This window comes from Rhodospirillales bacterium (genome assembly GCA_014323865.1).
Classification (GTDB): domain Bacteria; phylum Pseudomonadota; class Alphaproteobacteria; order SP197; family SP197; genus SP197.
Genome location: JACONG010000010.1, coordinates 339,377 through 365,241, shown reverse-complemented (window position 1 = coordinate 365,241; position 25,865 = coordinate 339,377). Strand labels below are relative to the sequence as shown.

The window sequence follows — 25,865 nt, the reverse complement described above, 5'->3', positions numbered from 1 at the left end:
CATGACAGGTACGCTCGTGCTGATCGGCACGCCAATCGGCAATCTGGACGACATCTCGAAGCGGGTCCTCGACACCTTGGGCGCGCTCGATGCACTGGCCTGCGAAGACACCCGCCGAACCCGCAAGATCTACGAGCATTCAAGCCTCCAGAGTCCCCGCACGATCTTCTCCTGCGGCGACCACAACGAAGACAAGGCCGTCGAACGCATGGCCGGGCTGTTGCGCCAGGGTCTGCGGGTCGGCCTTGCAACGGATGCCGGCATGCCCGGCATCAGCGATCCGGGCTTTCGGGCCGTGCAGATGGCGACCGAGGAAGGTTTTGCCGTCGAGGTCGTACCCGGACCAACGGCGGTCGCCACGGCGCTGGCACTGTCCGGGCTGTCGGCCGCGAGCTACACGTTCCGGGGCTTTCCGCCGCGCAAGCCGGGCAAACGCCGCAACTTTCTGGCCGCCGAGGTCGAGAGCGAGCACACCCAGGTTCTGTTCGAATCACCCCATCGTCTGGGTGCCCTGCTCGCCGACTGCCTTGATGTCTTCGGCGATCGCCGCGCCGCGGTGGCGATCGAACTGACCAAGATGTTCGAGGAAACCGCCCGCGGCTGGCTGTCGGATCTCTCCGGCCGATTCGCCGAGGAAACGCCCCGCGGCGAGGTCACGCTCGTGATCGCAGGCAACAATCCGAAGTTTCTGCGCAGCGGCGAAGAGCCATGAAGACGCTCCGGACCCGCCGTGGCGACCTGCGCCTGCCGGCCTTTCTGCCCGACGGCACGCGCGCCGTGGTCAAAGGCCTCGACTCCCGTGATCTCGCCGAATGCGGGATCGAGGCAATGATGGTCAACAGCTTTCACCTTGCGACACGGCCCGGCACATCGACAATCGCAGCGGTCGGCGGGGTGCACCACTTCATGGGCTGGAACGGCGTTGCCGCCTCCGATTCCGGCGGATTCCAGGCTTGGTCGATGGCCGCGTCCGGCGCCGGTCTGGGCAGCGTCACCGACAAAGGGTTCGTTTATCGTCACGAAAGGGGCGGCAAGAAACACCTTCTGACCCCGGAAAAATGCATTCGGCGGCAGATGGAGCTCGGTACTGACATCCTGTTCTGCCTCGACCAGTGCACCCACCCCGACGATGCGGCCGACGTGCAGCGCCAGAGCGTGGAGCGATCGTTGACCTGGGCCCGGCGCTGCCGTGAGGAATATACCGCACGCGTCGGCACCGAACCAGGCAATGCGGACGGACAGGAACGCACGCTTCTCTTCGCCGTGGTTCAGGGCGGTAACGACCCGGAGTTGCGGCGCCGATGCGCCCACGAACTGGCGGCCATGGGTTTCGACGGCTTCGGCTTCGGCGGCTGGCCCATCGGCGATGATGGCCTGTTGACCGACATGGTCGCGCTGACCGCCGAACTGCTACCGCCAGAGGCTCCCAAACATGCCCTCGGCATCGGAAAACCGGAGAATCTGGTGTCGGCCTGGAACGCCGGTTACCGACTGTTCGATTGTGCGCTACCGACCCGCAACGCTCGCCGCAAACGCCTTTACAAAACATTGGAAAGCTCACATAAACAATTGATAAAAAATGATTTTTACGACGTTCTTTATCTTGAACATGAACAGCATTCACGAGAGGCTGCACCGGTTGATCCCGTGCTCGACCCGACAGGCCCCGCACGCAGCTATCTCCATCACCTGTTCAGGATCAACGAACCCTCGGCCGAGCGGCTCGCAACCCGCCACAACCTGAAATTCTATGCTTGGATGATCGACCGCCTGCGTGATCAGGAGGACCATGGCTGATGCGTTGCAAACGGTCGTTGCGGGCCTCGCCGACTCGTCGAAGTATCGCGACCTGGCTCCCGCGGCGCTTGAGCGCACGGCCCAATGGGCCCTTGCCCGCCATGGCAAGCCGTCGGACGCGCTGAAGGCGGCCAAGCGCAAGCTGCACCAGGCCTTCGGTGCCTACCTCGAACCCGGCAGTCTGCGAAACCTCGACAAGCTGCTCGACAGCATGGAAGCCGGCTCAGACATGGAGGAGACCTCCCGAAGGGCCCTCCGCCTTCATCGTTCCAGCGCCGAGCGTCTGGAGCGGACCGAGGCATTCTACGCGGCGATCTGGGGCGAAATCGGGCTTTCGTCGAATGTTCTGGACGTTGCGGCGGGATTCAACGCGTTTGCCCTGCCGTTCATGGGTTTGGCGACGGACGCCCGCTATACCGCCCTTGAGATCGATCGGCGGATGTCGGACGCCATCGGACGCTATCTGCAACTCGTCGATCGTCCCGGAGAGGCCATCTGGACCGATGTTCTCACCGAGACGCTGCCGAGCGATGTGGAGCTGGCCCTGGTCCTGAAGACCCTGCCCTGCCTCGAACAGCAGGAGGACGGTGCCGCCCTCACCCTTCTCCAACGCCTCGCAGGCGTGCCCCGCATCGTCGTGAGCTACCCCGTCCGTTCGCTCGGCGGACGCGACAAGGGCATGCGCGAAACCTACGGCAAGCATATCGAAAGCCTGGCTCGGGCGTGCGGGCGCGAGCTCTCGTTCGTGCCGTTCGACGATGAGTTGATCGCCGTCCTGAACCCTGCGGAATCGTGAATTCCAGCTCCCTGGCGCAACGCAGTCGCTTGATCGATACTATGCCAAACACGAAAACAGTGGGGTGACACCGTGCAACGTCTTCTCGCAGCAGCCTTCGTTCTGGCCCCGGGCATCGCCCTTGCGGACCTCGCGGGCCAGCCCATGGTCCTGACCGGCGACACCATGCAGTTCGGCGAACGGAAGGTGACGCTCTACGGCGTCCATGCCCCCACCATCACGCAGACCTGCGGCGCACCCGGCGGCATCTGGTCCTGCGGCTGGGATGCGGCACTCTATCTGGAGGAGGTCATCGGCACATCCGAGGTCATCTGCACTGACCTCACCGAAACCGGCTATGTCGAGGACAAACAGATGCACCATGTCGCCCGCTGCTCGGCCCGAGACGTCGATCTCGCTGGCGCGATGATCGATGCCGGCCTTGCTGTCGCTGACGAAACGATGGGTGATGAGTACGCTGAACGTGCCATGGCCGCCAGGCAAGGCGGCACCGGCATGTGGTCGGGCCCCTTCGTCGATCCTGTAACCTACACTGAATCCGGCGGTTGTGCGTGCAGCGCACGCAAGAAGGCGATGCAGGACAACGCCGAACTGATCCAGCAGAGGAAAGACGAGGAAGCGGCGGCCGAAGCTGCGACCAACTGACCGAACGACCGGGTTTCAGCTCTCCGACGACTCGTCGCCGGGTCGCGCCCATTCGGCGGCCGCCTTGCCCGTCATGTCGATCATGGCCGGTAGCGCCGCCGCAACATCTCGAACACCGCACGTGCACTCTGGATTTCTCCGCCCTTCGGACGGCCCGGGCGCGGCGCATCGTTCCAGCAGACGGTGTCGATGTGGAGCCAGGGTGTCTCGTCGGCGACGAACTTCTCCAGGAACAGCGCGGCCTGGATGTGATCGGCGAAGGACCAGTCACCGATCGTGTTGACGTCGGCCAGTTCGCCCGCCATGCGCGGCATGTAGCTCCGCAGCAGCGGCATCGGCCAGAGCGGATCGGTGACCGCATCACCTGCCTCCAGAACCGAGGCCATCAAGTCGTCGCTGTTGGAAAAGCAGGCTGGCAGGTCGTTGCCAAGCGCGACGCGGGCCGCGCCGGTCAGTGTGGCGAAATCAATGAGCAACCCGGGCTTCTCTTCACAGGCCAGCGCCAGGCCGTCGGCCAGGATCACCCGGCCCTCGGCGTCCGTATCGCCGATCTCGATCCAGATCCCTTTGCGGGTCGGCAGGATGTCCGCGGGCTTGATGGCATTGCCGTCGAGCGCATTGTCGACGGCCGGAATGATCACGCGCAGGCGTACGGGGAGATCGGTCGCCATCACCTGGTGCGCCACCGCAAGGACACAGGCGGCCCCGCCCATGTCCTTCTTCATGCGCTCCATGCCGGAAGCGCTTTTGAGATTGTGGCCACCCGTATCGAAGCAGACGCCCTTCCCCACCAGCGTCACCCTGGGCGCGTCTTCGGAACCCCAGGTCAGGTCGATCAGCCGCGGTGCGCGGGAACTGGCGCGGCCGACGGCATGAACGGCAGGCAGGTTCTCCGACAGCAGGCGTTCGCCATGGATCGAGGAAAGCGCGCCGCCGTGCTGCTCGGCCAGGGCCTCCGCGGCGTCCTCAAGCTCGGCCGGGCCCATGTCCTGAGCCGGCGTGTTGACGAGATCGCGGCCCAGCGCCAGCGCCTCCGCCATGGCGCCGACGACGTCCTCATCGACACCTTCTGGCCAGAGCAACGACGTCGGCTGCCGATCGGCCTTGCGATAACGTGTGAAGCGGTAGCAACCCGCGGCCCAACTCCGGGCAAAGAGATCGCCCGTGATGTCGGAGGCCGCATCGAGCGTCACGACGAGATCTTCCGGCAAAGCCATCGGCAGAGCGCCGGCCGACCAGACATCGGGCATATTGCCCAGCCCGGCGACGATGGCTGCGATGTCCCCATCGACTTCGGGAATGGATAGCCAGGAACCGGCCTTCGCCGCAAAATCGTGGTGGCGCAGCCATGTCGCAACGCGCGACGGTTGCTGCTCCAGCCATGCGGCGTAGCCGTCGGCGGTCAGCGCGACGAGCGGAACCGTCGCGTCGGCCGTGTCGACCAACCCTGCAACCGGCATTCCGATCAGCCCCTGTAGCGTCGTTCGATCAGGTCGAGCAGGCCGCGCACCGCCATCACCTCGCCACCCTTGGGCCGGCCAGGCTTGCCGTTCACGTTCCAGCCCATGATATCGAAATGGACCCAGGACACGTCGTCATCGACAAAACGCTCCAGGAAAAGCGCGGCGGCAATGGCACCCGCACCCTTGCCGGAACCGGTCGTCGAGAGATCGGCGACATCGCTCTCCATCCACGTCCGGTAGCCCGGCCACAACGGCAGGCGCCAGACCTCCTCCTCGGCGTTCTTGCCGTGTTCGACGACCTCGGCGGCCAAGGCGTCGTCGTTGCACAGGAAGGCCGGAATCTCGGGGCCCAGGGCGACACGCGCTGCACCGGTGAGCGTTGCGAAGTCGATCAGCAGATCGGGCTTCTCGGTCGAGGCTTCAGCCAGCGCATCGCACAGGATGACCCGCCCCTCGGCATCCGTATTGCCGATCTCGATGGTCAGGCCCTTGCGCGTGGTAATGACGTCGAGCGGGCGGAAGGCATTGCCGGAAACGGCATTCTCCACCGCCGGGATCAGCAGGCGCAGCCTGACCGGCAGCTTCAGACGCATGATCATGGACGCCAGAGCGATGGCCGCGGCCGCCCCGCCCATGTCCTTCTTCATCATCTTCATGCCGGTCGCGGGCTTGAGGTCGAGGCCACCGGAATCGAAGCAGACACCCTTGCCGACGAGCGTGACCTTCGGCGCATCCCGATCGCCCCAGACGAGATCGGCAAGCCGCGGCGGGCGGCTGCTCGCCCGGCCCACGGCATAGACTGACGGGAAGTTCTCGGTCAGCAGCTCATCGCCCTCGATGATGCGCAGCTCCGCACCATTGGCCGAGGCGGCCTCGGCGACCGCGTCGGTCAGCTCGGCCGGGCCCATGTCCTCGGCGGGCGTGTTGATCAGGTCGCGGCCCAGGTTGACGCTCTCGGCGATAACCGCCACGCGGTCCATGCGCGCGGTCGGCGGCGCAACGAGCCTGGCGAGATCACGAACAGCTTCGCGATAGCGGTCAAAACGATAGCTGCCGAGGGCCCAGCCGATCGCAAGCTGCGTCGCCTCGGCGGTCTCGAACTGCCCCTTCAGTTCGCACACCGTGCCCCTGGGCAGGACGCCGGGCAGATCGCCCAGCGTGAACCGGCTCGGCGGATCGGCCATTGCCACCAGCACCGTGCCCATTCCGCCGTCTTCGTCGGGAATCGCGAGGTGACGGGCAGACGACGCCTCGAAATCATGCTCCTTCACCCAGCGCGCCTGGGCGCCGGTCGCCTTGTCAAGCCACTGATCCAGCCCGTCCCGCGTTACCGGCACCACCGCGACGGCATCCTCCGCCGCGTCAACGAAACAATCCATGGCATGACCTCATCGATGAGGATCGGAGCCTATCGTCCGTCGCCGAGGTGGCCAAGCGGCAAGGCCGTCGAATACTTTACTTGCTTGAGGGCGAAGCTGGAGCGGATGTTGGAGACGCCCGGCGCCTTGGAGAGATGTTCGAGGACAAAGACGCGGTAGGCTTCGAGATCGGGCACGACGATGCGCAACAGATAGTCGTGGTCTCCGGTCATCAGGTAACACTCCACCACCTCGGGCCGGGCGCGGATGTGGGCTTCGAAGTCTTCCAGCAGGGCTTCGGTCTGCCGTTCGAGGGAGACCTGGGCGAAGACGCTGACGCCAAGCCCGACCTCGCCGGGATCGAGCAGGGCCGCGTACTGACGGATCACGCCGCGCCGTTCGAGCGCGCGCACACGGCGCAGGCAGGGCGACGGCGAAAGACCGACCGCTTCGGCCAGCTCCACGTTGCTCGCCCGCCCGTCCTCTTGCAGGTGATTCAGAATGTTGCGGTCGTAACGATCCATGACAGAACACGCCTTTGATTGGCCGGTCCAGCGCAGAATATTGTGTCATCCTTGTGGATGCGAGGGCAGGACGCAAGAACATGCCGTGACGGACACGTTATCATGACGATCTGCTACGTGAGGTTCCGCCATGTCCGTCACACCCCTTCGTGCCGGGATTCGCACCCCTGACACCTCGATCGTCGATCCGGCCGAACTGGCCTGTCTCGACGCGCTGCAGAAGAAGATCCTGTGGCTCGCGAGCTGGACGATCCATCACGCCAACCACGTGCGCGAGAGCCGCGACGGCCTGAAGGTCGGCGGGCACCAGGCGTCCTGCGCCTCGATGGTCCAGATCATGACGGCGCTCTACTTCCACACCCTGCGCCCGCAGGACCGGGTGGCCGTGAAGCCGCATGCCAGCCCTGTCTTCCACGCCATCCAGTACTTGCTGGGCCGCCAGGACCGCAAGCAGCTCGAGCTGTTCCGTGCGCTCGGCGGCGCGCAGTCGTATCCATCCCGCACCAAGGACAGGGACGACGTTGACTTCTCGACCGGGTCGGTAGGCCTGGGTGTGGCAACAACGGCCTTCGCCGCGCTGGTCCAGGACTATCTGAAGCTCAAGGACATGCTGCCCGAAGACCGGAAGCCCGGCCGCATGGTGGCGCTGGTGGGCGATGCCGAACTCGATGAGGGCAATGTCTGGGAAGCCCTGCTGGAGAGCTGGAAGCACAACATCGGCAATGTCTGGTGGGTCGTCGACTACAACCGCCAGAGCCTCGACAGCGTGGTCTCCGATCGCCTGTTCCAGCGCATCCAGGGCTTCTTCGGCGCGGTCGGCTGGGAGGTCGTCACGATCAAGTACGGCAAGCTGCTGGAGGACGCCTTCGAGCAGCCCGGCGGCGAGGCCCTGCGTGACTGGATCGACAACTGCCCGAACGACCTCTACTCGGCGCTCTGCTTCAAGGGTGCCGAGTCCTGGCGCGAGCATCTCGAGCGCGACTTCAGGAAGGGCAGCGCTACACGCAGGATGATCGACGCCTGCGACGACGAGGCGCTCTATCGCCTCATGACCAACCTCGCGGGCCACGACCTCGAAAGCCTGATCGAGGCCTTCGACGACGCCGCATCGGCCGACGACGACCGCCCGCGCTGCTTCATCTGCTACACGATCAAGGGCTTCGGCCTGCCCTTCGCCGGTCACAAGGACAACCATGCCGGCCTGATGAACCCCGAACAGATGGCGGGCTTCCGCAAGGCCATGGGGATCGCCGAGGGCGACGAGTGGGAACCCTTCGCAGGCCTTGAGGAGCAGCGCGGCGACCTGCAGGCCTTCCTGCGCGCGGTGCGCTTTGCCCAGGAGTATCCGCGCCGCCGTTCGGCGCCTGTCGTGCCGGTGCCCACAGCCCTGTCGATGAAGAAGGATGCCAGGACGTCGACCCAGCAGGCCTTCGGCAACATCCTCAGCGACCTCGCCCGCTCGGGCGAGCGGCTCGCCGACCATATCGTCACGACCTCACCCGACGTTGCGGTCTCGACCAACCTCGGCCCCTGGATCAACCGGCGTGGCCTGTTCGACCGGCGCGAACACACCGACACCTTCAAGTCCGAGAAGGTGATCTCCGCGCAGTCGTGGGACATCAGCCACGGTGGCCAGCACATCGAGCTCGGTATCGCCGAGAACAACCTGTTTCTCATGCTCTCGGCCATGGGCCTGAGCCACAGCCTGTTCGGCGCACGCCTGCTGCCGATCGGCACGCTCTACGATCCCTTCATCAGCCGCGGCCTCGATGCGCTGAACCACGCCTGCTACCAGGACAGCCGATTCATGCTGGTCGCCACCCCGTCGGGTGTGACCCTGGCACCCGAGGGCGGCGCGCATCAGTCGATCTACACGCCGCTGATCGGGCTCGGCCAGCCCGGCCTCACCAGCTTCGAACCCGCGCATGCCGACGAGCTCGCCGTCATCATGCGCTGGGGTTTCGAGCACATGCAGGCCGAGGACGGCGGCAGTGTCTACCTGCGCCTCAGCACACGCCCCGTCGATCAGATCGAGCGAGCGATCGGCGACGACCTGGCGTCCGACATCCTGCGCGGCGGCTACTGGCTCGAGGTGCCCTCACCCGACGCCGGGATCGCCATTGTCGCCTCGGGTGCGACGGTGCCAGAGGCGCGCGAGGCGCACGCCATCCTCGCCGATGACATCCCCGGTGCGGGCCTCATGGTCGCAACCTCCGCCGACCGGCTGATGGAGGACTGGCACCACGCCCGCCGCCACCGCCGCGCGGGCAACGGTGCGGAGCCGAGCCATGTCGAAACCCTGTTCGACCGCCTGCCCGCCCACGCCGGCCTGATCACCGTGCTCGACGGCCACCCGGCCACACTCTCGTGGATGGGCAGCGTCCGCCGCCACCGCATCCAGTCGCTCGGCGTCGAGGATTTCGGTCGCTCCGCCGATATCCCCGACATTCACCGTGTCCACGAGATCGATGCCGAAGCGATCGTCGATGCGGCGGCAAGGCTCTGCCTGACGGGGTAAGCGCCCTTCCCGTTCCCCCGGATGTCATCCCGGACAAGCGGGCGCCGGCCGCGCCGATCCGGGATGACACAGTGGTTGCGGTGTTCGTTCGCAGTGCGCGAGACTGCCGCCACACCCAACGCGGGGAGGATGCCAGAGCATGGCCAGGTCACCGGACCTTCACTACATGGGCGCAGTCGAGGCGCTCGATCTCTTCAGGAAGAAGAAGCTCTCCCCGGTCGAGTTGATGGATGCGGTGATCGCGCGCGCCGGGAAGGTGCAGCCCAGGATCAACGCGTTCAGCCAGACGTTCTACGACCAGGCGCGCGACGCCGCGAGGAAGGCCGAAGCGAGGTATGCCAGGGGCGCCCGCACCCGCACGCTCGAGGGCCTGCCGCTGGCGGTGAAGGACGAAGAGACGATCAAGGGCCTTCCCGCATCGTCGGGCTGCCTCGCCTACAGGGACGTTATCGGCGATGAGACCACCTACATCGTGGATCGCTGCTTCAGGGCCGGCGGCATCATGCATGCCCGCACAACAACGCCTGAATTCTCCTGCGCCGGCTTTACCTATACCCGGCTCTGGGGCGTCACGCGCAATCCCTGGAACACCGACTACACACCTGGCGGTTCCTCAGGCGGTTCGGCTGCGACTCTGGCTGCGGGCTGCACCACGGTCGCCACCGGTTCCGACATCGCCGGTTCGATCCGCATTCCTGCCTCGTGCTCGGGCGTGGTCGGCTTCAAGCCGCCTTACGGCCGCAACCCGCAGGGTCGTATCTTCAATCTCGACTTCTACTGCCACTCCGGCCCCATGGCGCGCTCGGTCGCCGACTGCGCGCTGCTGCAGAACGTGATGGCGGGCCCGCACCCGCGCGACATCGCCACCGTGAAGCCGAAGGTGCGGATCCCGCTGGAGTACAAGTCGGTCAAGGGCATGAAGATCGCGCTCTCGATGGACCTCGGCTACTGCGAGGTCGACAGGGACGTGCAGAAGAACACCGGGGCGGCCGTGAAAAAGCTGCAGGACGCCGGGGCCATCGTCGAGGAGGTCGATCTCGGCTGGACCTGGGCAACCCTGACTGCGGCCATGAACTACCTCAGCCACCTCTTCGGCAACGTCATCGGCGAGACCATGCGCCGCCATCGTGAGGAGATGATGTGGTACGCCATCGACATCGGCGAGAAGGGTGCGAACTCGACCGCCGCCCATTACCTCGAAAGTCTCAGGATCGCCGGCGAGATGTACGACAGCCTCGGTCCGATCCTCGAGCGGCACGACGCCCTGATCTGCCCCACGAATGCGCTCTCCGCCGTTCCCGCCGATCACGACTGGCGCAAACAGCCGGTCAGGATCAACGGCAAGGAGGTCCAGCCTCTGCTGGGCTGGGTCATGACCTATCCCTTCAACATCATGTCGCGCTGCCCGGTGCTGTCGGTGCCCTCGGGCCTCGACGGTAAGGGCGTCCCCACGGGCCTGCAGATCGTCGGCCGCACCTATGACGATCCGACCGTGTTCCGCATCGGTGCCGCCGTCGAAGCGGCCGATCCCTGGTACACGAAGCCGTCGAAGCGTCCGAAGCTCTAGGCTGCGGAAAAGACCGCCGTTGTCGATCCACATCGGGACGGCGCAGGAACGGGATCGTCAGCCACCAGAGCAGGACGCTCGACGACGAGGCCAGACAGAAGCCCGTCAATCGGCTATACGCCTCGATGGACAAGGCAGCGGCGGGGGAGCTCCCCCTGATCCCTGATACCGGCGGCTTGAAAACCGCCAATCCATCCTGCACGAAGGGGCCATTCCGAAACCGGAGGGCCCCCTTTTGCAGGCCAGTATCGAGACCATTGTCGATCGCTTCCCCGATCTCCGCATCGCCGTGGTGATCGCGACCGGGCTTGCGATTCCGGAATCGCATCCGGTGCCGCTGTCCGGCGAGATCGAAGCCATCGAACACGCCGCCGCCTCGCGCTTCGCCGACACCGGCATGGGCGAGATCCCTGGGGTGGCCGCGTGGCGGCAGGCCTATCGTGCCTTCGGGATCAGGAAGACAAGCTACCGCTGCTCGGTCGAGCGGCTGATCCGCAAGGCCGTGCGCGACGGCAAACTGGCGCGCATCAATCCCTTCGTCGACGCCTACAACGCCGTCTCGCTCAAGCACGTCTTCCCACTCGGTGCCGACGACCTCGACCATGTGGCGGGCAATATCCATTTCCGCGAGTCACGCGAGGGCGACACCTTCCACGCCCTCGGGCAGGAGCCCTCCGATAACGATCCGCCGAAACCCGGCGAGATCGTCTATGCCGACGACGAGAAGGTCCTGTGCCGCCGCTGGAACTGGTACCAGGACGCCCGCAGCCCGGTCACGCGATCGACCGACCGCGCCGTCGTGACGGTCCAGAGTCTGGGCCCCGGCGACCTTGACGCGGCCATTGCCGATCTCGGGCGTCTGCTGACCGACCACTGCGGCGCCACGGTCGGCCACGTTGTTCTGGAAAGCGCCTCTCCCACCGTCGTCCTGCCGCTCTGAGCGGCCGCTTGAACGGATGGCCGCCCCGGCACGCAAGCCATGCGGTGCAATGGAGAAGAGCGGGTCATGTTGAATACTGCCGTTCGCAGTGTTCGGCGTAAAACCGCGACTCGACAAAATCCATCACGAGCTGCGGCGGCAGAATCAGCTGCTTGAGCATGTCATCGGCGATAAACGCTGACCCTTCGAGACCGCCGAGCCACGGATCGACCGCCTGGTGACTATAGCCAGGGTGCCGGATTGTCCGCACCGGGTTCCTCAGCCATGTAGGCCTCGCCCATCAGGCAAAACTCGGCCGCATAGCCCTTGCTGTTCTGCCGGGCGAGTTCGGTGTCGGCGTGGCTGCCGAACCAGGCCAGCATGGCGAAGCGCCGCATCATGATGAGATCGGGGATGGCCTTGCGGTCGGCGTCATCGAGCGGGCGCAGCGGCAGGTAGCCGTCGAGCCAGGATTGGATCAGCGCACCCGACGTTTCGGTGTTGTCGATCAGCGTCATGGCGGTCGCGAGGTCGTAGAGGAACCAGCCGGTGCCGCAGTCGTCGAAATCGATCACCCGGGTGCTGTCGCCGACCAGAAGCAGGTTCGCGAGCCGAAGATCGCTGTGCGCCAGGCCAAAGCGTTCGGGCTCCCGCCCGTAGGCGGCAAGACGCGTGACCATCGCGTCCTGAATGCGCTGGAGCTGCGCGACCTCCTCCACATCCCCGGCCGGACCGTCACGCCAGAACCCCCAGTTCGGTTCGACACCGAGGCCCAGCACATGCTCGACATCCCACACCAGCCGCTCGAAATGAGCCGGGCGCGGCCAGGCCACCGCATGCATATGGAGCTTCGCGCTGACCTCGCCCAGCCGCCGGAACGGCTCGATCAGGTCGTGATCCTCCTCCGGCTCGATACCGTCAATGAACGCGAACAGCACCATCCGGCGCGGCCCCGGCAGGCCCTCGACGATGCCCTCCTGAATCTCCTTGCCGTTCACACCCGCAATCGCCTGAGGGGTGATGACGTCGGCGTCGTGCTGCAACGCGTGCATCCAGTCAAGCTCGGTCTGGATGCCATCGAGCGTGTGATAATCCTCGCGATGAATGCGCAGCGCCCACTTCGAGCCGTCGGTCGCATCCATGCGGTAGGTCGCGTTCTCCGAGACGTTGAGCAGGGTCGCCGTCGTGCCCTCGGGCAGGTCCCACAGCGGCAGCGACTGTTCGGCCAGGCGCTGCAGGTGCGCCAGCAATGTTTCGGGATTCATGGTCAATCGCCACACCGTTGCCCGACGATCCCCGGAGGCAGCGTTGCTGCGGCTCCGGAATGGTCGTTGGTGCCCGCTGCAGGGCTCGAACCTGCACGCCCCGAAGGACACAAGATTTTAAGTCTCGTGCGTCTACCAGTTCCGCCAAGCGGGCACGCAGCTCTCCTGCTACGCCTCGGATCGTCGGTCTGCAACCGCGGCGTGCCGCTTGATTCGCTCCGGCAGCGCGCGATAGTCAAGGATCAACGATGTGGCTTCAGAGCGCGTCCCGCGTTACGGTCGCGGAGCGAGGTGCCTGTGCACAATGTCCTGAAGACCGTTCTGGTCCCGATCCACCGCGAAGGCTGGCGGTTTATCGGTGCCTTCGCGCTGGCAACCGCCCTTCTGACCTGGTTGTGGTCGCCGCTGCTGTTTCCCGGTCTCGTGCTGACCGCCTGGTGCATCTGTTTTTTCCGCAACCCGGACCGTGTCACACCGACCTGTCCCGGCCTCGTTGTCAGTCCGGCCGACGGCGTGGTGCAGATGATCGAAGCCACCGCGCCGCCCCCCGAACTCGAGATGGGCGACGAACGTCTGACCCGGATCAGCGTGTTCATGAACGTCTTCAACATGCACGTGAATCGCATCCCCACCGACGGCACGGTGACCCATCTCTCCTACCGGCAGGGCAAGTTCCTGAATGCGTCGCTCGACAAGGCGAGTGAGGACAACGAACGGCAGTCGGTGCGCATGACTGCGAGCGACGGGCAGCAAATTGCCTTCGTGCAGATCGCCGGCCTCGTTGCCCGCCGCATTCTCTGCGAGCTCATCGTCAACCAGCCCGTACGCGCCGGCGAACGCTTCGGCATGATTCGCTTCGGCAGTCGGGTCGACGTCTATCTCCCCGAAGGCGTGGCACCGGCGGTCTGCGTCGGGCAGCTCTGTGTCGCCGGCGAGACCGTCCTTGCCGATCTCGGCGCAACGGGCCGGGAGGCCGCGCGGGGCGCGGTTCGCTGATGGCCCGATCCGACAACAACCGCCCACTCCGGACGCGCCGCCTCAGGGACCTGACGCTTGAGGAACTTATCCCCAACATCATCACGATCTCGGGCGCCTGCGCGGGCCTGACAGCGATCCGATTTGCGATCGAGGGCCGCTGGGAGTTTGCCGTTGCCGCGATCCTGCTGGCGGCCTTCCTGGATGCGCTTGACGGCACCATGGCGCGCCTCCTGAACGCGACCAGCGATTTCGGTGCCCAGCTCGACTCCCTGTTCGACGTCCTCAGCTTCGGCGTCGCGCCCGCGCTCGTTCTCTACTTCTGGTCCCTTCAGGATGCCGGTGGCCTCGGCTGGGCCATAGCTCTGTTGTTTGTCGTGTGTTGCGGCCTTCGCCTCGCGCGCTTCAACAGCATGCTCGGCAAGATGCCACAGCACAGCGGAGGCTTTTTCATCGGCGTACCGGCCCCGGCCGGCGGCCTCCTGGCGCTGTTGCCCATCGTGGTCTGGCTCGACTTCGATCTCGCGTTCGCCTCCAGCGCCATCGTGACCGGCACCTGGGTCATCCTGACTGCCGGACTTATGGTCAGCCAGATCCCCACCTATTCCTTCAAGGGCCTGCGCGTGCCGCAGCCCTTCGTTTTGCCGGTCCTGATCCTGGCCGCGCTCTTCTTCACGGGTCTGGCGGGGAAGACCTGGATCACCCTGATCGTCGTGGCCGCCCTCTACGTCGCGACCTTCCCGCTCTCGGCCCGCTCCTTCAGACGTCTCGCCGCGAAGGCCGCACAGCAGGACAACGACAACGACGACGAACCCGGTCGGAGGGACGGCGACAAGGCGTCGCGAAGCCTCAAACCCTGACGGCGTTCGACGTTCAGGCGAGTCGACGGCGGCGGCCATGAGCGCATCGCGTCGTGCTGCCGGGTCGAAGCCCTCGCGCATGTTCGGTTGCACCGCGACGACCCTTGACGCAAGCGTTGCGGGCTGCAACGTGCGGCCATGACAACAAGAACGCTCCTGATCGTCGGTCACGTTCCCTCGCCCAACACGCAACGCCTGCGTGACCGGGTCGAGGCCGGCGCCGTGTCGCTGGAGTCCGGGGCCGTCAATGTGCGTGCCCTGTCGCCCTTCGACACACATTCGCCGGATGTGTTGGCCGCCGATGCCATCGTTCTCGGCACGACAGAGAATCTCGGTTACATGTCGGGCGCGATGAAGGACTTCTTCGATCGCTGTTACGATCCGGTGCTTGAGAAAAAGCAGGGCCTGCCCTACGCCCTCTACATCCGCGCCGGGCTCGACGGCACCGGCACGCGGCGCGCTGTCGAGAGCATCGCCACCGGCCTGCGCTGGCGCGCCGTCAACGAACCGCTCCTGCTCAAGGGCGAATGGCAGGACGGTTTCGCCGACCGGGCCGGGGAGCTCGGTATGCTGATGGCTGCCGGACTTGAAGCGGGTGTGTTCTGAGAAGACCCGGTGACCGGGCGACCGAGCTTACGGGCGAGGACGCAATCAATCCGCCATCGCCTCTTCGACCGGATCGCCTCCGACCGCGGCGGCCGCGGCGAAAACCCTGTCGAACGCCGTGTCCAGCATGTTCCTGTCGGTTGCCCGGAGGACGAGGCTGGTGCCGAACGTGCCGTCCCTGCTCCAGGGATAGCTGCCCATGTCGACGTCGGGAAACTGCTGCTGCAGGCCGGCAAGCGGCTCGGCGATGGTGCCCTCGCCGCAATGGACGCAGATCGAGCGTGAAAGGACGACGGCACCGCGACGCAAACGATTGCTCGCACCCTGGAACATGGCGCGCGCGATCGACGGCACACCGGCGAGCACGAAGACGTTCTCGATCTGGAAGCCCGGTGCCAGGCTGATCTCGTTGTCGATCAGCGACGCCCCGTCCGGCACGCGGGCCATACGCATGCGGGCCTCGTTGGCCTCCATGCCGCGGCTCTCGAAGTGATCCTTGAGCAGCCTGTAGACGTCGGGGTGAGCCTCGATGCCGACACCGAAGGCCGCCGCCACGCTGTCGGCCGTGATGTCGTCGTGGGTCGGGCCGATGCCGCCGGTGGTGAAGAGATAGTCGTAGCGACGGCGCAGCGCATTCACCGCCGCAACAATCTCGTCCCCGATATCGGCGACCACCCGCACCTCCATCAGGCGAATGCCGAGTTCGTTCAGGCTCTTGCCCAGAAACGCGACATTGGCGTCCCGGGTGCGGCCCGAGAGGATCTCGTTGCCGATCACGAGGACGGCGGCGGTGACGGTCTGGGACGTCATGATCTGGGACATGTGGTCTGGGGCATGGCGGCTCCGAACGGATGCCCGAGTGTTGCCCGAGCCCGCATCGGCGCGCAACTCTGTAAACCGGTGGTGCAAACCGGTGTTTGGCGTGGTGCGTGCCCGGGCCCGCTGCTATAGTGCCGCCGGCGCAGGCAGACAGGATGGCATCATGGCCTCAGCGGCCGAGGCCGAAACAGCCCTCACCGCGCGTTCGCGCGACCCGCACAGCCATTTGCTGCTGTTCCGGTTCGCCTTGCTCAACATCGTGGCGCTGGCCTTGCTCACCGTGGCCTGGGCCAACGGCCTGGTGCAGCGCGCCTTCGAGGCCGACGAGACCAACTTCGTGGTGATCATCGACATCGTTTTCGCGGTCGGTCTCCTGCTTGCCCTGTGGCGCGTGGTCTGGACCAGCCGCCAGCTCAACCTGGCACGCAGCTTCGATCCGACCCGGCGCTCCAGAGCGGCCACGTTCGTCGCCAGGACCACCGGCAAGGATGCCCAGAGCCGCCAGATTCTGGGATCGGCCCTGAGGCTGGAACTCTCCCAGAACATCACCATCGTCCGCCATCTCGGTGCCAGCCTGGTTTTCCTCGGCCTGATCGGCACGGTGATCGGCTTCATCATCGCACTGTCGGGTGTCGATCCGCAGCGCGCCGGCGAGACCGAGGCCATCGGCCCGATGGTCTCGGCGCTGATCTCGGGCATGTCGACCGCGCTCACCACCACCTTGGTCGGTGGCGTGCTCAACATCTGGCTGATGGCGAACTACCAGCTCCTGTCCACCGGCACGGTGCGTCTGATCAACACCATCGTGGAGCTGGGCGAAGACCGTGCAGGCGCTTGATCCGCTCGACGACGACGCCGCGGCCACCGTCTTCCGCGACGTCATCCTTCTGGCGCTGCTCGGCTTCGTGGCGCTGGTGATCCTGCTGTTGCCCCACGTCAACCCGCCGGAGACCGAAACCGACGACCTGATGACGCCCGGCAACGTGATTGTCGAGATCAGGTGGCCCGAAGACATCGATGCCGATGTCGATCTCTGGGTCAAGGCGCCGGGCGACGGTGCGGTCGGCTGGTCGCAGCGGGGCGGTGGCATTTTCGACCTGCTGCGCGACGATCTCGGCAGCAGGAACGACCTGACCAGTTCGAACCACGAGATGGCCTACAGCCGCGGGGTGCCCGAGGGCGAATACATCGTCAACATCCACATGTACCGCAACGACACCGGGATCTGGCCCGTGCCGGTCCATGTCGTGGTCAGCACCAAGGTCGACATCGACAGGAAGGCCAGGGAGATCCTGATCCGCAAGGTCGAACTGGTCCGCATCGATCAGGAGGAGACCGTGGTGCGCTTCGATCTCAACGAAGCCGGAGGGCTGTTGCCCCACACGGTCAACAGCCTCTTCCGTTCGCTGTTCGACACCCAAAGGCTCTAGGCCCGTGCTGCCGCTCGCACCCGTCGCCTTTGTCGTCTGTTTCCTGCTGGTGGCCGTGATCGCCTGGATGGCAATCGCCACCGAGGGCAGGACCTGGCGCAAGACCGTCGCCACCCTCGCCCTGCTCGCCCTGATCCCCGCCGGCTACGTGACCGTCACCGAACTGCTGGGCCGCCCCAAACCGGCCGGCACGGCGTTTCTCGAGAGCTTCACCGGGTATCGCAAGGTGATTGCCTACGATATTCACGAGAACCGGGCGATCTTCCTGTGGTTCGACATGGGCGGCGCCGGGGAACCGCGTGTCTTCGCCTTCCCCTACGACAGGCAGACGGTTTCGGAACTGCAGGAGGCCGCCGAACGCGCCGAGGGCCTGGCGAGCGAGCTGATGGCCCGGCTCGAGCAGGACGAACGGGGTCAATCGCGCACGAAACTGGAATTCACCAGCGAGGTCGACATCCGGCGCGAACTGCCGGGGAAACCCGACGAAGAGCCCGACGAGGACGTCATGGTCCTCGAGCCCGGGGACGGGAACACATTCGAGCCCCATCCCCATCCCGGCCCCGACGACGGCAAACCCTGATCGTGCGCTTCCCGCGTCCTCTGGTTCGGGCCACGCTGGTCCGGCGCTACAAACGCTTCCTCTCCGATCACCGGCTGGAGTCCGGCGAGGTCGTGACGGCCCACTGCGCCAATCCCGGCGGCATGATCGGGATCGGGACCCCGGGCCTCGTCACATGGCTGCAACCGGCCGGCAACCCCAACCGCAAGCTCATGTGGGACTGGGAGCTGGTCGAGGCCGACGGCACGCTGATCGGCTGCCACACGGGCAAACCCAATCGCCTGGTCGAGGAGGCGATCCTGAACGGCACCGTCCGGGAACTGTCCGGCTATGCCGATCTGCGCCGCGAGGTCAGGTACGGCACCGGCTCGCGCGTCGACATGCTGCTTTCCGATCCCGGCTACGATCCCGACCGGCGGCCGGACTGCTATGTCGAGGTCAAGAACTGCCACATGCGGCGCACAACGACGCTGGCCGAGTTTCCCGATGCCGTCACCACGCGCGGGGCCAGGCACATGACCGAACTCGCCCTGATGGTCGAGGCCGGCCACCGCGCCGTTCTGATCTACTGCATCCAGCGCATGGACTGCGACGGTTTCACCACCGCCGCCGACATCGATCCCGGCTACGATGCCGCCCTGCGCGATGCGCTTGCACGTGGCGTTGAGGCTTATGCCTATTCGTGTAGATTGACCGTCGACGAGATTGCGCTTGCGCACCGGTTGCCCCTCGTCCTGGACTGACCTGCACGGGATTCGAGACGATGGAACAGGCCCAGCGCAGCCCCGCGCGACGCATCGTCATTCATGAAGCCGCCGCCTTCCCCGGGATGCGGGCGGCGGGCAACCTGGCCGCGCGCACGCTCGACATGATCGGCGAACACGTCCGTCCCGGCGTATCGACCGGGGAGCTCGACCGGATCTGCCACGCGTTCATCCTGGCGCATGACGCCATTCCGGCACCGCTCAACTATCGCGGTTTCCCGAAGTCGATCTGCACCTCGGTCAATCATGTCATCTGTCACGGCATTCCGAGCACCGACAAGATCCTGCGCAACGGCGATATGCTGAACATCGACGTCACCGTCATCCTCGACGGCTGGTACGGCGACACGAGCCGGATGTTCCATGCCGGTGAGGTCAGACGGAAGGCGTCCCGGCTCGCCGGGATCACCTTCGAATGCATGTGGCGCGGCATCGAACAGGTCCGGCCCGGCGCGCGCCTGGGCGATATCGGCCATGCGATCCAGCGCCATGCCGAGAAGCATCGTTGTTCGGTGGTGCGCGACTTCTGCGGCCACGGCATCGGCCAGGTCTTCCACGACCATCCCAACGTGCTGCACTACGGCCGTCCGGGCACGGGCCTCAAGCTTGTCCCCGGCATGTTCTTCACCATCGAACCGATGATCAACCTGGGCCGTCCCGACGTTCTGATCCTGGACGACGGCTGGACCGCGGTGACGCGCGACAAGAGCCTCTCGGCCCAGTGGGAGCACACCGTTGCGGTGACCGACGACGGCTGCGAGGTCTTCACGCTCTCTCCCGCCGGGCACACGCTGCCGCCCTGCGACGCCTAGTCCATGGCGGGCGAGCGCAAGCCCGATCACGCCGAGCATCGCCGGCGCCTGCGCCAGCGCTTTCTGGATGGCGGTTCCGGCGCCCTGCCCGACTACGAACTGGTCGAGCTTCTGCTCACCATGGCGATCCCCCGCGGCGATGTGAAACCGGCCGCCAAGGCGCTGATGGCGCGCTTCAGGACCTTCGACGGCGTGGTCAACGCCAGTGTCGACGACCTGCGCACGGTCAGGGGTCTGGGCGAGGTCGCGCCCGTCGCCATCAAGATCGTGCGCGCGGCGGCCGACCGCCTTCTGCAGGCCGAACTCCAGGATCGCGACATCCTGTCGAGCTTCGATGCCGTGCTCGCCTATTGCAAGGCGGCGATGGCCTTCGAACAGCGTGAGGCCTTCCGCGTGCTCTTCCTCGATCGCAAGAACCGCCTGATCGCCGACGAAGAGCTCCAGAAGGGCACGGTCGACCACGCGCCGGTCTATCCGCGCGAGATTGCCCGCCGCGCCCTCGAGCTGGGTGCCACCGCCCTGATCCTCGTCCACAACCACCCCTCGGGCGATCCCACACCGAGCCGCGCCGACATCACGATGACCGCCGGGATCGTCGCGGCGCTCAAGGCCGTCGACATCGTGGTCCACGACCACATCGTCATCGCCCGCGGCGGTCACAGCAGCCTCAGGACCCTGGGACACCTGTAGCGGTCACCCCGGACGGGGCTCGCCAGTCTCTCCGGGTCCCGGCTTGCCCGGGGTGACAGGACGAGGTTGCACCCCATGCGAGGCCGCACTAAAGCGAACCCGATGTCGTCCGAAACCGCCGTTTCTCCGCAACAGAAGGTTGCCGGCAATCTCGTGCTGGCACTGGGATCGTCGGTCTGGGCGACGCATTTCCTGGTGACCGACACCCTGCTGGAGACGTGGGATCCCTACATCGTCACGGCGGGTCGTCTCCTGTCGGCCACCGTGTTCCTCATGGCCTTCTACGCCTGGCAGGCCCAGGGACGCCCGCTGCGGCGCATCCCGTGGCGGCCCTCCCTGCTGCTCGGTTCCATCGGGATCGCGCTATCCACGGCCTTCCTGACCCTTGGCGTGCAGTACGCCGGTCCCGTGCCCGCCTCCATCGTCTCGGCGGCAGGGCCGATCGTGGCGGCCTTCGTCGCGCGCATCGGGTTCCGCCAGCCGCTCAGGGTCGCGGTCATGCTGGGCGCGATTGTCGCCGTCATCGGCGGCATCCTCGCGGCGACAGGCAAGGGCGAGGGCGAGGGCGGTGTCGGCGACCTGCGCGGCGGCGAACTGCTGATTCTCGCGGCGATCACGATCTTCACCTGGTACTCGCTCGGCGCGCAGCGCTGGATGGCCGGTGTGTCACAGCTCGGCATCACCGCGATCACGATCATGATCGGCGGGCTCACCACGCTCCTTGCCCTGCCCGTCCTGCTGCTGCTCGGCATCGCTGAGCCGCACTACGTCCTCGACTGGCAATCGATCGTCTGTATTCTCTACCTCGGTGCGGGCCCGGCCTCGTTTTCGCTCTTCTGCTGGCACTGGGGCATCAGCCGCATCGGTGTCACGATCGCCTCGATCTACCAGAACCTCGTGCCGGTCACCGTGGTTGCCATTCGCATGATCCAGGGTGAACCGCCGACCGCGTCCCATCTGATCGGCGGGTTGCTCATCATCTCGGGCGTCCTGATCGCCCAGTTCCTGCCACCCGGTCCCCGCCGCCGCAAACCGGGGACCGCGACATGACCGCCCCAATGCCCGCTTCCTCATCAGTGCCGGAACGATCATCGTAATGCTGTGGTCGCAATGGTGTGGCCTTCGATCGCGGTGACTGCCTTTTGCGCCAGCCCCGCCAGCCCCTTCATGTCAGGTTCATGTCAGGCCGCACCGCGGCACGAGGACGCGGCGCGCCCTCCTCTTGCCCGGTGTCACTGCCGGGATAGTACGCATCCGGCCCTCAGGATCCGAACTTTACATGCCGGTTGCATCCATGCCGGTCGCATCGTTGAGCGCCCAGTCGTAGGCGTAGCCCTCGATCTCGTCGATGCCGGCCATCCGGTCGATCAGGGGTTCGGCCGCGTAGCCGCGAATGTGATCGACAATGGCGGCCTCGTTCTCACCGAAGTCGTCGTCGTACCAGTCGTACAGACTGGAGACGACCAGACGCCCCTTGAGGTCGAGACCGGCACCGCGCGGATGATTGACGTAAATGGCGGCCGCACGGCTCATCATCCGGTCGACGGCAGGCCCGACATAGGCGGCGTCGGCGAGGTTCGGACAGCCGATCGAGGCACAGTTGACGACATAGTGGATGCGCGGATCCTTCCAGATCGCGCGCAGGATGCCGTGTTCTATGTCGTCGAGGCTGAGGTCCTCACCGTCGATGGTGACGACGTCCATGCCCCAGGGGCCGAACGACATGAAACCGTTGGTGATGTCGCGGATGCTGGCCACCGGATAGTGCTGCAGGATCAGGTCCACCGTCAGCGCGTTGTAGAGATTGATCCAGTAGGCCCGCTGTTCGTCGGGCGACAGCGCACCGACGTCTGTTCCGGCCAGAACCTCGATATAGGCCTGCAGCCGCCCGCAATCCTGCCCGGTCACCTCGCCGTAGCGCACCCGGGCAATACCGTCGCCCGGCACGTGAACATGGCGATGGAGGAACCGGGTCCACGCCTCATGGTTGACGATCGCGTCGGAAGTATCGTCGCGGCGCAGCCAGCGATCGTCGACGAGGTCGGGCCAGTCCGCCCGTGCCGCCGTGCCGAGCGGTGCGGACAGACCGGCAAGGGTTGTGGCAAGGGTTGTGGCAAGGATTGTGCGACGGCTGAAACCGGGGCGATCCATGGATGCGTCTCCGAAGGCGCGGGCGATGTGGCCAATGGATGAACCGACTACAGGAACCGACCGGTCCGGGTCCACGCACCGCCCTTCAACTTTGCGCCAGCGCGCGCCATGCGAAGCGCTCACCGACGCCTGTGAAAGGCGTCCTCGAAAACATCGCCTGTGCAAGGCGTCGTCCCAACCATGGCCGGTGCACCTCATGCCCGGAACATCGCCCCCCACCGTGACACGTGCGACGCTACACCTGCGACGCTGGCCGCACCGCTTTTCTGTACGGACATGACTTCCATGCTAGACATCGGCCTCGACAGAAACGACGAGATCCCGAACCGACGAGACCCCGAACGATGATTCCGCGTTACACCCGCGCGCCCATGGCCGCCATCTGGGAGCCCGACAACAGGTTTCGCATCATGCTGGAGATCGAGACCCTGGCAGCCGAAGCCATGGAAATGCTCGGCACGATCCCCGAGGGCGTCTCCGCAGCCTTGCGTGAGCGCGGTGCCTTCGACGCCGGGCGGATCGACGAGATCGAGCGCGAAACCAGGCACGACGTCATTGCCTTCCTGACCAATGTTGCGGAGCATGTCGGCGAGGAAGCGCGCTTCATGCATCGGGGCATGACGAGCTCGGACGTGCTCGACACCTGCCTTGCCGTCCAGCTCACCCAGGCTGCCGATATCCTGATCGAGGACACGGACCGGCTCCTCGATGCCCTCGCTCGACGCACGCGCGAACATGCGCTGACGCTCTGTGTCGGCCGCAGTCACGGCATTCATGCCGAACCCACCACCTTCGGCCTCAGGCTTGCGGGTTATCACGCCGAGTTCCAGCGCGCCCGGGCGCGGCTGGTCACGGCCCGCGAGGAGGTCGCGACCTGCGCCATATCCGGTCCCGTCGGCACCTTTGCGACGGTCGATCCCGCGATCGAGGCCCATGTCGCCGAAAAGCTGGGCCTCAAACCCGAACCGGTCTCGACCCAGGTGATCCCGCGCGACCGCCATGCCGCCTTCTTCGCCGCCCTGGCCGTTGTCGCCTCGTCGGTCGAACGCCTGGCGGTCGAAATCCGCCATCTCCAGCGCACCGAACTGCGTGAGGTCGAGGAAGAGTTCACGAAAGGGCAGAAGGGCAGCTCCGCCATGCCCCACAAGCGCAACCCGATCCTGACCGAGAACCTGACCGGCCTCGCCCGCCTCGTGCGCTCGGCCGTGGTGCCTGCGCTGGAGAATGTGGCCCTTTGGCATGAGAGGGATATTTCCCACTCCTCGGTCGAACGCAACATCGGACCTGACGCCACAACCGGTCTCGACTTCGCACTTGCCCGCCTGACCGGGGTCGTCGATGGCCTGGTGATCTATCCCGCGAACATGATGGCGAACATGGAACGCCTGGGCGGGCTGGTCTTCTCCCAGCGTGTGCTGCTGGCACTGACCCGGGCCGGCGTCAGCCGCGAGGACGCCTATCGCCTCGTCCAGTCGAACGCCATGGCGACCTGGCAGGAAGGCGGAAGCTTCAGGGATCGGCTGAAGGCCGACCCCGAGGTGGCCTCACGGATCGGCGATGAAGAGATCGACGACCTCTTCGACTACGGCTTCTATGCAAGACACGCGGAAGCCGTGATCGCGCGGGTCCTGTCCGGCACCTGAAGCGGATCGCACCCGGCCGGCACCGAACCCCTACTCCGACTGGATCTGGGCCCGGGCTTCGTGCTCCAGAGCTTCCAGGCGGGCACGGATCTTGTGCTCGTCGATGTCGAGACCCGCACTCTTGACATCGGCCATGACCTTCTCGATCACGTCATCGTCGCCCGGACGATCGAAATCGGACTCGATGACCTCTTTTGCATAAGCCTCGGCATCGTCGCCGGACTTGCCCATCTGCTCGGCAAGCCACAGGCCCAGGAGCTTGTTGCGTCGTACAGAGATCCTGAACGCGCGTTCCTGGTCGTGGGCATATTTGTTTTCCTGGCCTTTTTTGCGGTCGTCGAAGAGCGCCATGGTCGTGTCCGTCCGGGTTGGGATGATGGGTTGGGATGATGGATTGCGGTGATTCCCCTGGCCCGCCGTGTTCCGGCGCGCCGTCCCTTCTTCATATGGCATGGACGCAACCTGTTCCCAAGCCCTGAACCGCCAAAATCGGCCAAAATCGGCCAAAATCGGACCTGGAAGCCCCGCTGTCGTTCCGGCCCGTGGCTTGTGGATACCACGGATTGTGCCCGTTTGTGTCTCGCCGCTGTTTTGGTTAGGGTCGTGCTGACCGGCGCCGCGGCCCCCGGCGGCCAGGATCGGAGCGCCGGACGACGTCGGGGAACCCCGCCATGGCTCGCCGCAGACGCGTTTACGAAGGCAAGGCCAAGGACTTCTACGAAGGTCCCGAGCCCGGCTTTCTCGTTCAGCACTTCAAGGATGTTGCCTATGCCCGACACCAGCAGAAAAGCGGCGTGATCGACGGCAAGGGCGTCATCAACAACCGCATCAGCGAATACATGATGACCAGGCTGGGCGAGGTCGGCGTACCCACCCATTTCGTGCGCCGCCTCAACATGCGCGAACAGCTTGTGCGTGAGGTCGAGTTGCTGCCGGTCGATGTCGTCATTCGCAACCTGGCCGCGGGCGAATTCGCCGGGAAGTTCGGCCTGAAGGACGGCACGCCCCTGCCCCGCTCGCTCATCGAGTTCTACCTTCGCTCGGACGAGCTTGGCGACCCGCTGGTCTCCGAAGAGCACATGACGGCGTTCGGCTGGGCAACGACCCAGGATATCGACGACATGATCCACCTGTCGCTGCGGGTGAACGACTTCATGACCGGCCTTCTCATGGGTGCCGGCATCCGCCTGGTCGACGTCACGCTGACCTATGGCCGGCTCTACTTCGAGGACGACGCCCGTCTCGTCATTGCCGACGAGATCAGCCCCGACAACTGCCGCCTGTGGGATGCCGACACCGGCGAACCCATGGACAAGGACCGTTTCGTGAAGGACCTCGACAACGTCGCCGAGGGCTACCGGGAGGTTGCCCGCCGCCTCGGCATCATGCCCGAGATGAACAATCTCGCCGAACTGCCCAAGGCCGTTTCGTGAAGGCCCGCGTCCACATCACGCTGAAGAACGGCGTCCTCGATCCCCAGGGCAAGGCAATCCACAACGCCCTTGGCACGCTCGGTTTCGACGGCGTCCAGAACGTCCGCCAGGGCAAGGTGATCGACCTCGAGATCGCCGAAACCGACGAAGCCAGCGCACGCGCCAGGATCGAACAGATGTGCAAAAAACTGCTCGCCAACACGGTCATCGAGAACTATGCCATCGAGCTCGGCTGAGACATGGCGGCGGTGCCTGTGACCGTCTCCCAAAC

At 65.6% G+C, this 25,865-nt stretch carries 27 protein-coding genes and 1 tRNA gene; 20 read left to right on the top strand and 8 right to left on the bottom strand.

Annotation, left to right across the window (positions count from 1 at the left end; genetic code table 11):
- Window position 1: 1 nt before the first annotated feature.
- The 4 genes from rsmI (at window position 2) to GDA49_06035 (ending at window position 3,238) form a co-directional block, all read left to right on the top strand.
- Complete coding sequence (gene rsmI, locus GDA49_06050; protein MBC6439965.1) at window positions 2-712, top strand: 16S rRNA (cytidine(1402)-2'-O)-methyltransferase; 711 nt, start codon at window positions 2-4, stop codon at window positions 710-712.
- On the top strand, window positions 709-1,797 hold the full coding sequence (locus tag GDA49_06045; protein MBC6439964.1) for a queuine tRNA-ribosyltransferase family protein: 1,089 nt from the start codon (window positions 709-711) through the stop codon (window positions 1,795-1,797). The genes rsmI and GDA49_06045 overlap by 4 nt, the downstream gene beginning before the upstream one ends.
- Window positions 1,790-2,593, top strand: a complete 804-nt coding sequence (locus GDA49_06040; GenBank protein ID MBC6439963.1) for a hypothetical protein — start codon at window positions 1,790-1,792, stop codon at window positions 2,591-2,593. The genes GDA49_06045 and GDA49_06040 overlap by 8 nt, the downstream gene beginning before the upstream one ends.
- Window positions 2,594-2,665: 72 nt before the next feature.
- Window positions 2,666-3,238: a thermonuclease family protein gene (locus GDA49_06035; GenBank protein MBC6439962.1), complete on the top strand. Its 573-nt coding sequence runs from the start codon at window positions 2,666-2,668 to the stop codon at window positions 3,236-3,238.
- A gap of 80 nt (window positions 3,239-3,318) precedes the next feature.
- Here GDA49_06035 and GDA49_06030 read toward each other — a convergent pair whose 3' ends face one another.
- Genes GDA49_06030 through GDA49_06020 form a run of 3 tightly spaced genes read right to left on the bottom strand, consistent with a single transcriptional unit; the run spans window position 3,319 to window position 6,583 of the window.
- A complete protein-coding gene (locus GDA49_06030) occupies window positions 3,319-4,698 on the bottom strand; it encodes a leucyl aminopeptidase family protein (protein MBC6439961.1) in 1,380 nt (459 codons plus the stop codon).
- Window positions 4,699-4,703: 5 nt separating this feature from the next.
- A complete protein-coding gene (locus GDA49_06025; protein ID MBC6439960.1) occupies window positions 4,704-6,080 on the bottom strand; it encodes a leucyl aminopeptidase family protein in 1,377 nt (458 codons plus the stop codon).
- 29 nt (window positions 6,081-6,109) lie between these two features.
- Window positions 6,110-6,583 carry an Lrp/AsnC family transcriptional regulator gene (locus tag GDA49_06020; GenBank protein ID MBC6439959.1) on the bottom strand — a complete coding sequence of 158 codons (474 nt, stop codon included), beginning with the start codon at window positions 6,581-6,583 and terminating at the stop codon, window positions 6,110-6,112.
- A 130-nt stretch (window positions 6,584-6,713) separates the two neighbouring features.
- Between GDA49_06020 and GDA49_06015 the strand changes: the two genes are divergently transcribed.
- From GDA49_06015 to GDA49_06005, 3 genes are all read left to right on the top strand, one after another.
- Window positions 6,714-9,101: a transketolase gene (locus GDA49_06015; protein MBC6439958.1), complete on the top strand. Its 2,388-nt coding sequence runs from the start codon at window positions 6,714-6,716 to the stop codon at window positions 9,099-9,101.
- 139 nt (window positions 9,102-9,240) lie between these two features.
- On the top strand, window positions 9,241-10,668 hold the full coding sequence (locus GDA49_06010; GenBank protein ID MBC6439957.1) for an amidase: 1,428 nt from the start codon (window positions 9,241-9,243) through the stop codon (window positions 10,666-10,668).
- A 235-nt stretch (window positions 10,669-10,903) separates the two neighbouring features.
- Entirely contained in the window at window positions 10,904-11,608 is a 705-nt protein-coding gene (locus GDA49_06005; protein ID MBC6439956.1) for a hypothetical protein, read from the top strand.
- A 221-nt stretch (window positions 11,609-11,829) separates the two neighbouring features.
- Here GDA49_06005 and GDA49_06000 read toward each other — a convergent pair whose 3' ends face one another.
- Together GDA49_06000 and GDA49_05995 are read right to left on the bottom strand one after the other, a co-directional pair.
- Entirely contained in the window at window positions 11,830-12,852 is a 1,023-nt protein-coding gene (locus GDA49_06000; GenBank protein ID MBC6439955.1) for a phosphotransferase, read from the bottom strand.
- A 67-nt stretch (window positions 12,853-12,919) separates the two neighbouring features.
- Window positions 12,920-13,006: transfer RNA gene (locus GDA49_05995), tRNA-Leu, on the bottom strand.
- A gap of 137 nt (window positions 13,007-13,143) precedes the next feature.
- On the opposite strand from GDA49_05995, the gene GDA49_05990 reads away from it, so the two are divergent.
- The 3 genes from GDA49_05990 (at window position 13,144) to GDA49_05980 (ending at window position 15,293) form a co-directional block, all read left to right on the top strand.
- A complete protein-coding gene (locus GDA49_05990; GenBank protein MBC6439954.1) occupies window positions 13,144-13,848 on the top strand; it encodes a phosphatidylserine decarboxylase in 705 nt (234 codons plus the stop codon).
- The gene (gene pssA, locus GDA49_05985; protein MBC6439953.1) at window positions 13,848-14,687 is read left to right on the top strand and encodes a CDP-diacylglycerol--serine O-phosphatidyltransferase; all 840 of its coding nucleotides are present in this window, start codon (window positions 13,848-13,850) and stop codon (window positions 14,685-14,687) included. Before GDA49_05990 ends, pssA begins: the two co-directional genes overlap by 1 nt.
- A 138-nt stretch (window positions 14,688-14,825) precedes the next feature.
- Window positions 14,826-15,293 carry an NAD(P)H-dependent oxidoreductase gene (locus GDA49_05980; GenBank protein MBC6439952.1) on the top strand — a complete coding sequence of 156 codons (468 nt, stop codon included), beginning with the start codon at window positions 14,826-14,828 and terminating at the stop codon, window positions 15,291-15,293.
- 45 nt (window positions 15,294-15,338) lie between these two features.
- On the opposite strand, the gene GDA49_05975 is transcribed toward GDA49_05980, so the two are convergent.
- A complete protein-coding gene (locus GDA49_05975) occupies window positions 15,339-16,103 on the bottom strand; it encodes a competence/damage-inducible protein A (GenBank protein MBC6439951.1) in 765 nt (254 codons plus the stop codon).
- A gap of 172 nt (window positions 16,104-16,275) precedes the next feature.
- Here GDA49_05975 and GDA49_05970 point away from each other — a divergent pair, with 172 nt between their 5' ends.
- The 7 genes from GDA49_05970 to GDA49_05940 all read left to right on the top strand — a co-directional run bounded on the left by GDA49_05970 (window position 16,276) and on the right by GDA49_05940 (window position 21,417).
- The gene (locus tag GDA49_05970; protein MBC6439950.1) at window positions 16,276-16,950 is read left to right on the top strand and encodes a MotA/TolQ/ExbB proton channel family protein; all 675 of its coding nucleotides are present in this window, start codon (window positions 16,276-16,278) and stop codon (window positions 16,948-16,950) included.
- On the top strand, window positions 16,937-17,542 hold the full coding sequence (locus GDA49_05965) for a hypothetical protein (protein MBC6439949.1): 606 nt from the start codon (window positions 16,937-16,939) through the stop codon (window positions 17,540-17,542). Before GDA49_05970 ends, GDA49_05965 begins: the two co-directional genes overlap by 14 nt.
- A gap of 4 nt (window positions 17,543-17,546) precedes the next feature.
- The gene (locus tag GDA49_05960) at window positions 17,547-18,122 is read left to right on the top strand and encodes a hypothetical protein (protein ID MBC6439948.1); all 576 of its coding nucleotides are present in this window, start codon (window positions 17,547-17,549) and stop codon (window positions 18,120-18,122) included.
- 2 nt (window positions 18,123-18,124) lie between these two features.
- Complete coding sequence (gene sfsA, locus GDA49_05955) at window positions 18,125-18,844, top strand: DNA/RNA nuclease SfsA (protein MBC6439947.1); 720 nt, start codon at window positions 18,125-18,127, stop codon at window positions 18,842-18,844.
- A 20-nt stretch (window positions 18,845-18,864) separates the two neighbouring features.
- On the top strand, window positions 18,865-19,677 hold the full coding sequence (gene map, locus GDA49_05950; GenBank protein ID MBC6439946.1) for a type I methionyl aminopeptidase: 813 nt from the start codon (window positions 18,865-18,867) through the stop codon (window positions 19,675-19,677).
- Between the two features lie 3 nt (window positions 19,678-19,680).
- Complete coding sequence (radC, locus tag GDA49_05945; GenBank protein ID MBC6439945.1) at window positions 19,681-20,367, top strand: DNA repair protein RadC; 687 nt, start codon at window positions 19,681-19,683, stop codon at window positions 20,365-20,367.
- Between the two features lie 102 nt (window positions 20,368-20,469).
- Window positions 20,470-21,417: a DMT family transporter gene (locus GDA49_05940; protein MBC6439944.1), complete on the top strand. Its 948-nt coding sequence runs from the start codon at window positions 20,470-20,472 to the stop codon at window positions 21,415-21,417.
- Window positions 21,418-21,642: 225 nt separating this feature from the next.
- On the opposite strand, the gene GDA49_05935 is transcribed toward GDA49_05940, so the two are convergent.
- On the bottom strand, window positions 21,643-22,518 hold the full coding sequence (locus GDA49_05935; protein ID MBC6439943.1) for a DUF547 domain-containing protein: 876 nt from the start codon (window positions 22,516-22,518) through the stop codon (window positions 21,643-21,645).
- A gap of 344 nt (window positions 22,519-22,862) precedes the next feature.
- Here GDA49_05935 and GDA49_05930 point away from each other — a divergent pair, with 344 nt between their 5' ends.
- Window positions 22,863-24,161: an adenylosuccinate lyase gene (locus GDA49_05930; protein ID MBC6439942.1), complete on the top strand. Its 1,299-nt coding sequence runs from the start codon at window positions 22,863-22,865 to the stop codon at window positions 24,159-24,161.
- Between the two features lie 30 nt (window positions 24,162-24,191).
- Here GDA49_05930 and GDA49_05925 read toward each other — a convergent pair whose 3' ends face one another.
- Complete coding sequence (locus tag GDA49_05925) at window positions 24,192-24,512, bottom strand: DUF1476 domain-containing protein (GenBank protein MBC6439941.1); 321 nt, start codon at window positions 24,510-24,512, stop codon at window positions 24,192-24,194.
- Window positions 24,513-24,832: 320 nt separating this feature from the next.
- On the opposite strand from GDA49_05925, the gene GDA49_05920 reads away from it, so the two are divergent.
- Together GDA49_05920 and purS are read left to right on the top strand one after the other, a co-directional pair.
- Window positions 24,833-25,594 (top strand): phosphoribosylaminoimidazolesuccinocarboxamide synthase, encoded by a 762-nt coding sequence (locus GDA49_05920; GenBank protein MBC6439940.1) that lies wholly within the window; start codon window positions 24,833-24,835, stop codon window positions 25,592-25,594.
- Window positions 25,591-25,830, top strand: coding sequence for a phosphoribosylformylglycinamidine synthase subunit PurS (gene purS, locus GDA49_05915; protein MBC6439939.1), 240 nt, complete (start codon window positions 25,591-25,593; stop codon window positions 25,828-25,830). Before GDA49_05920 ends, purS begins: the two co-directional genes overlap by 4 nt.
- Window positions 25,831-25,865 lie beyond the last annotated feature (35 nt).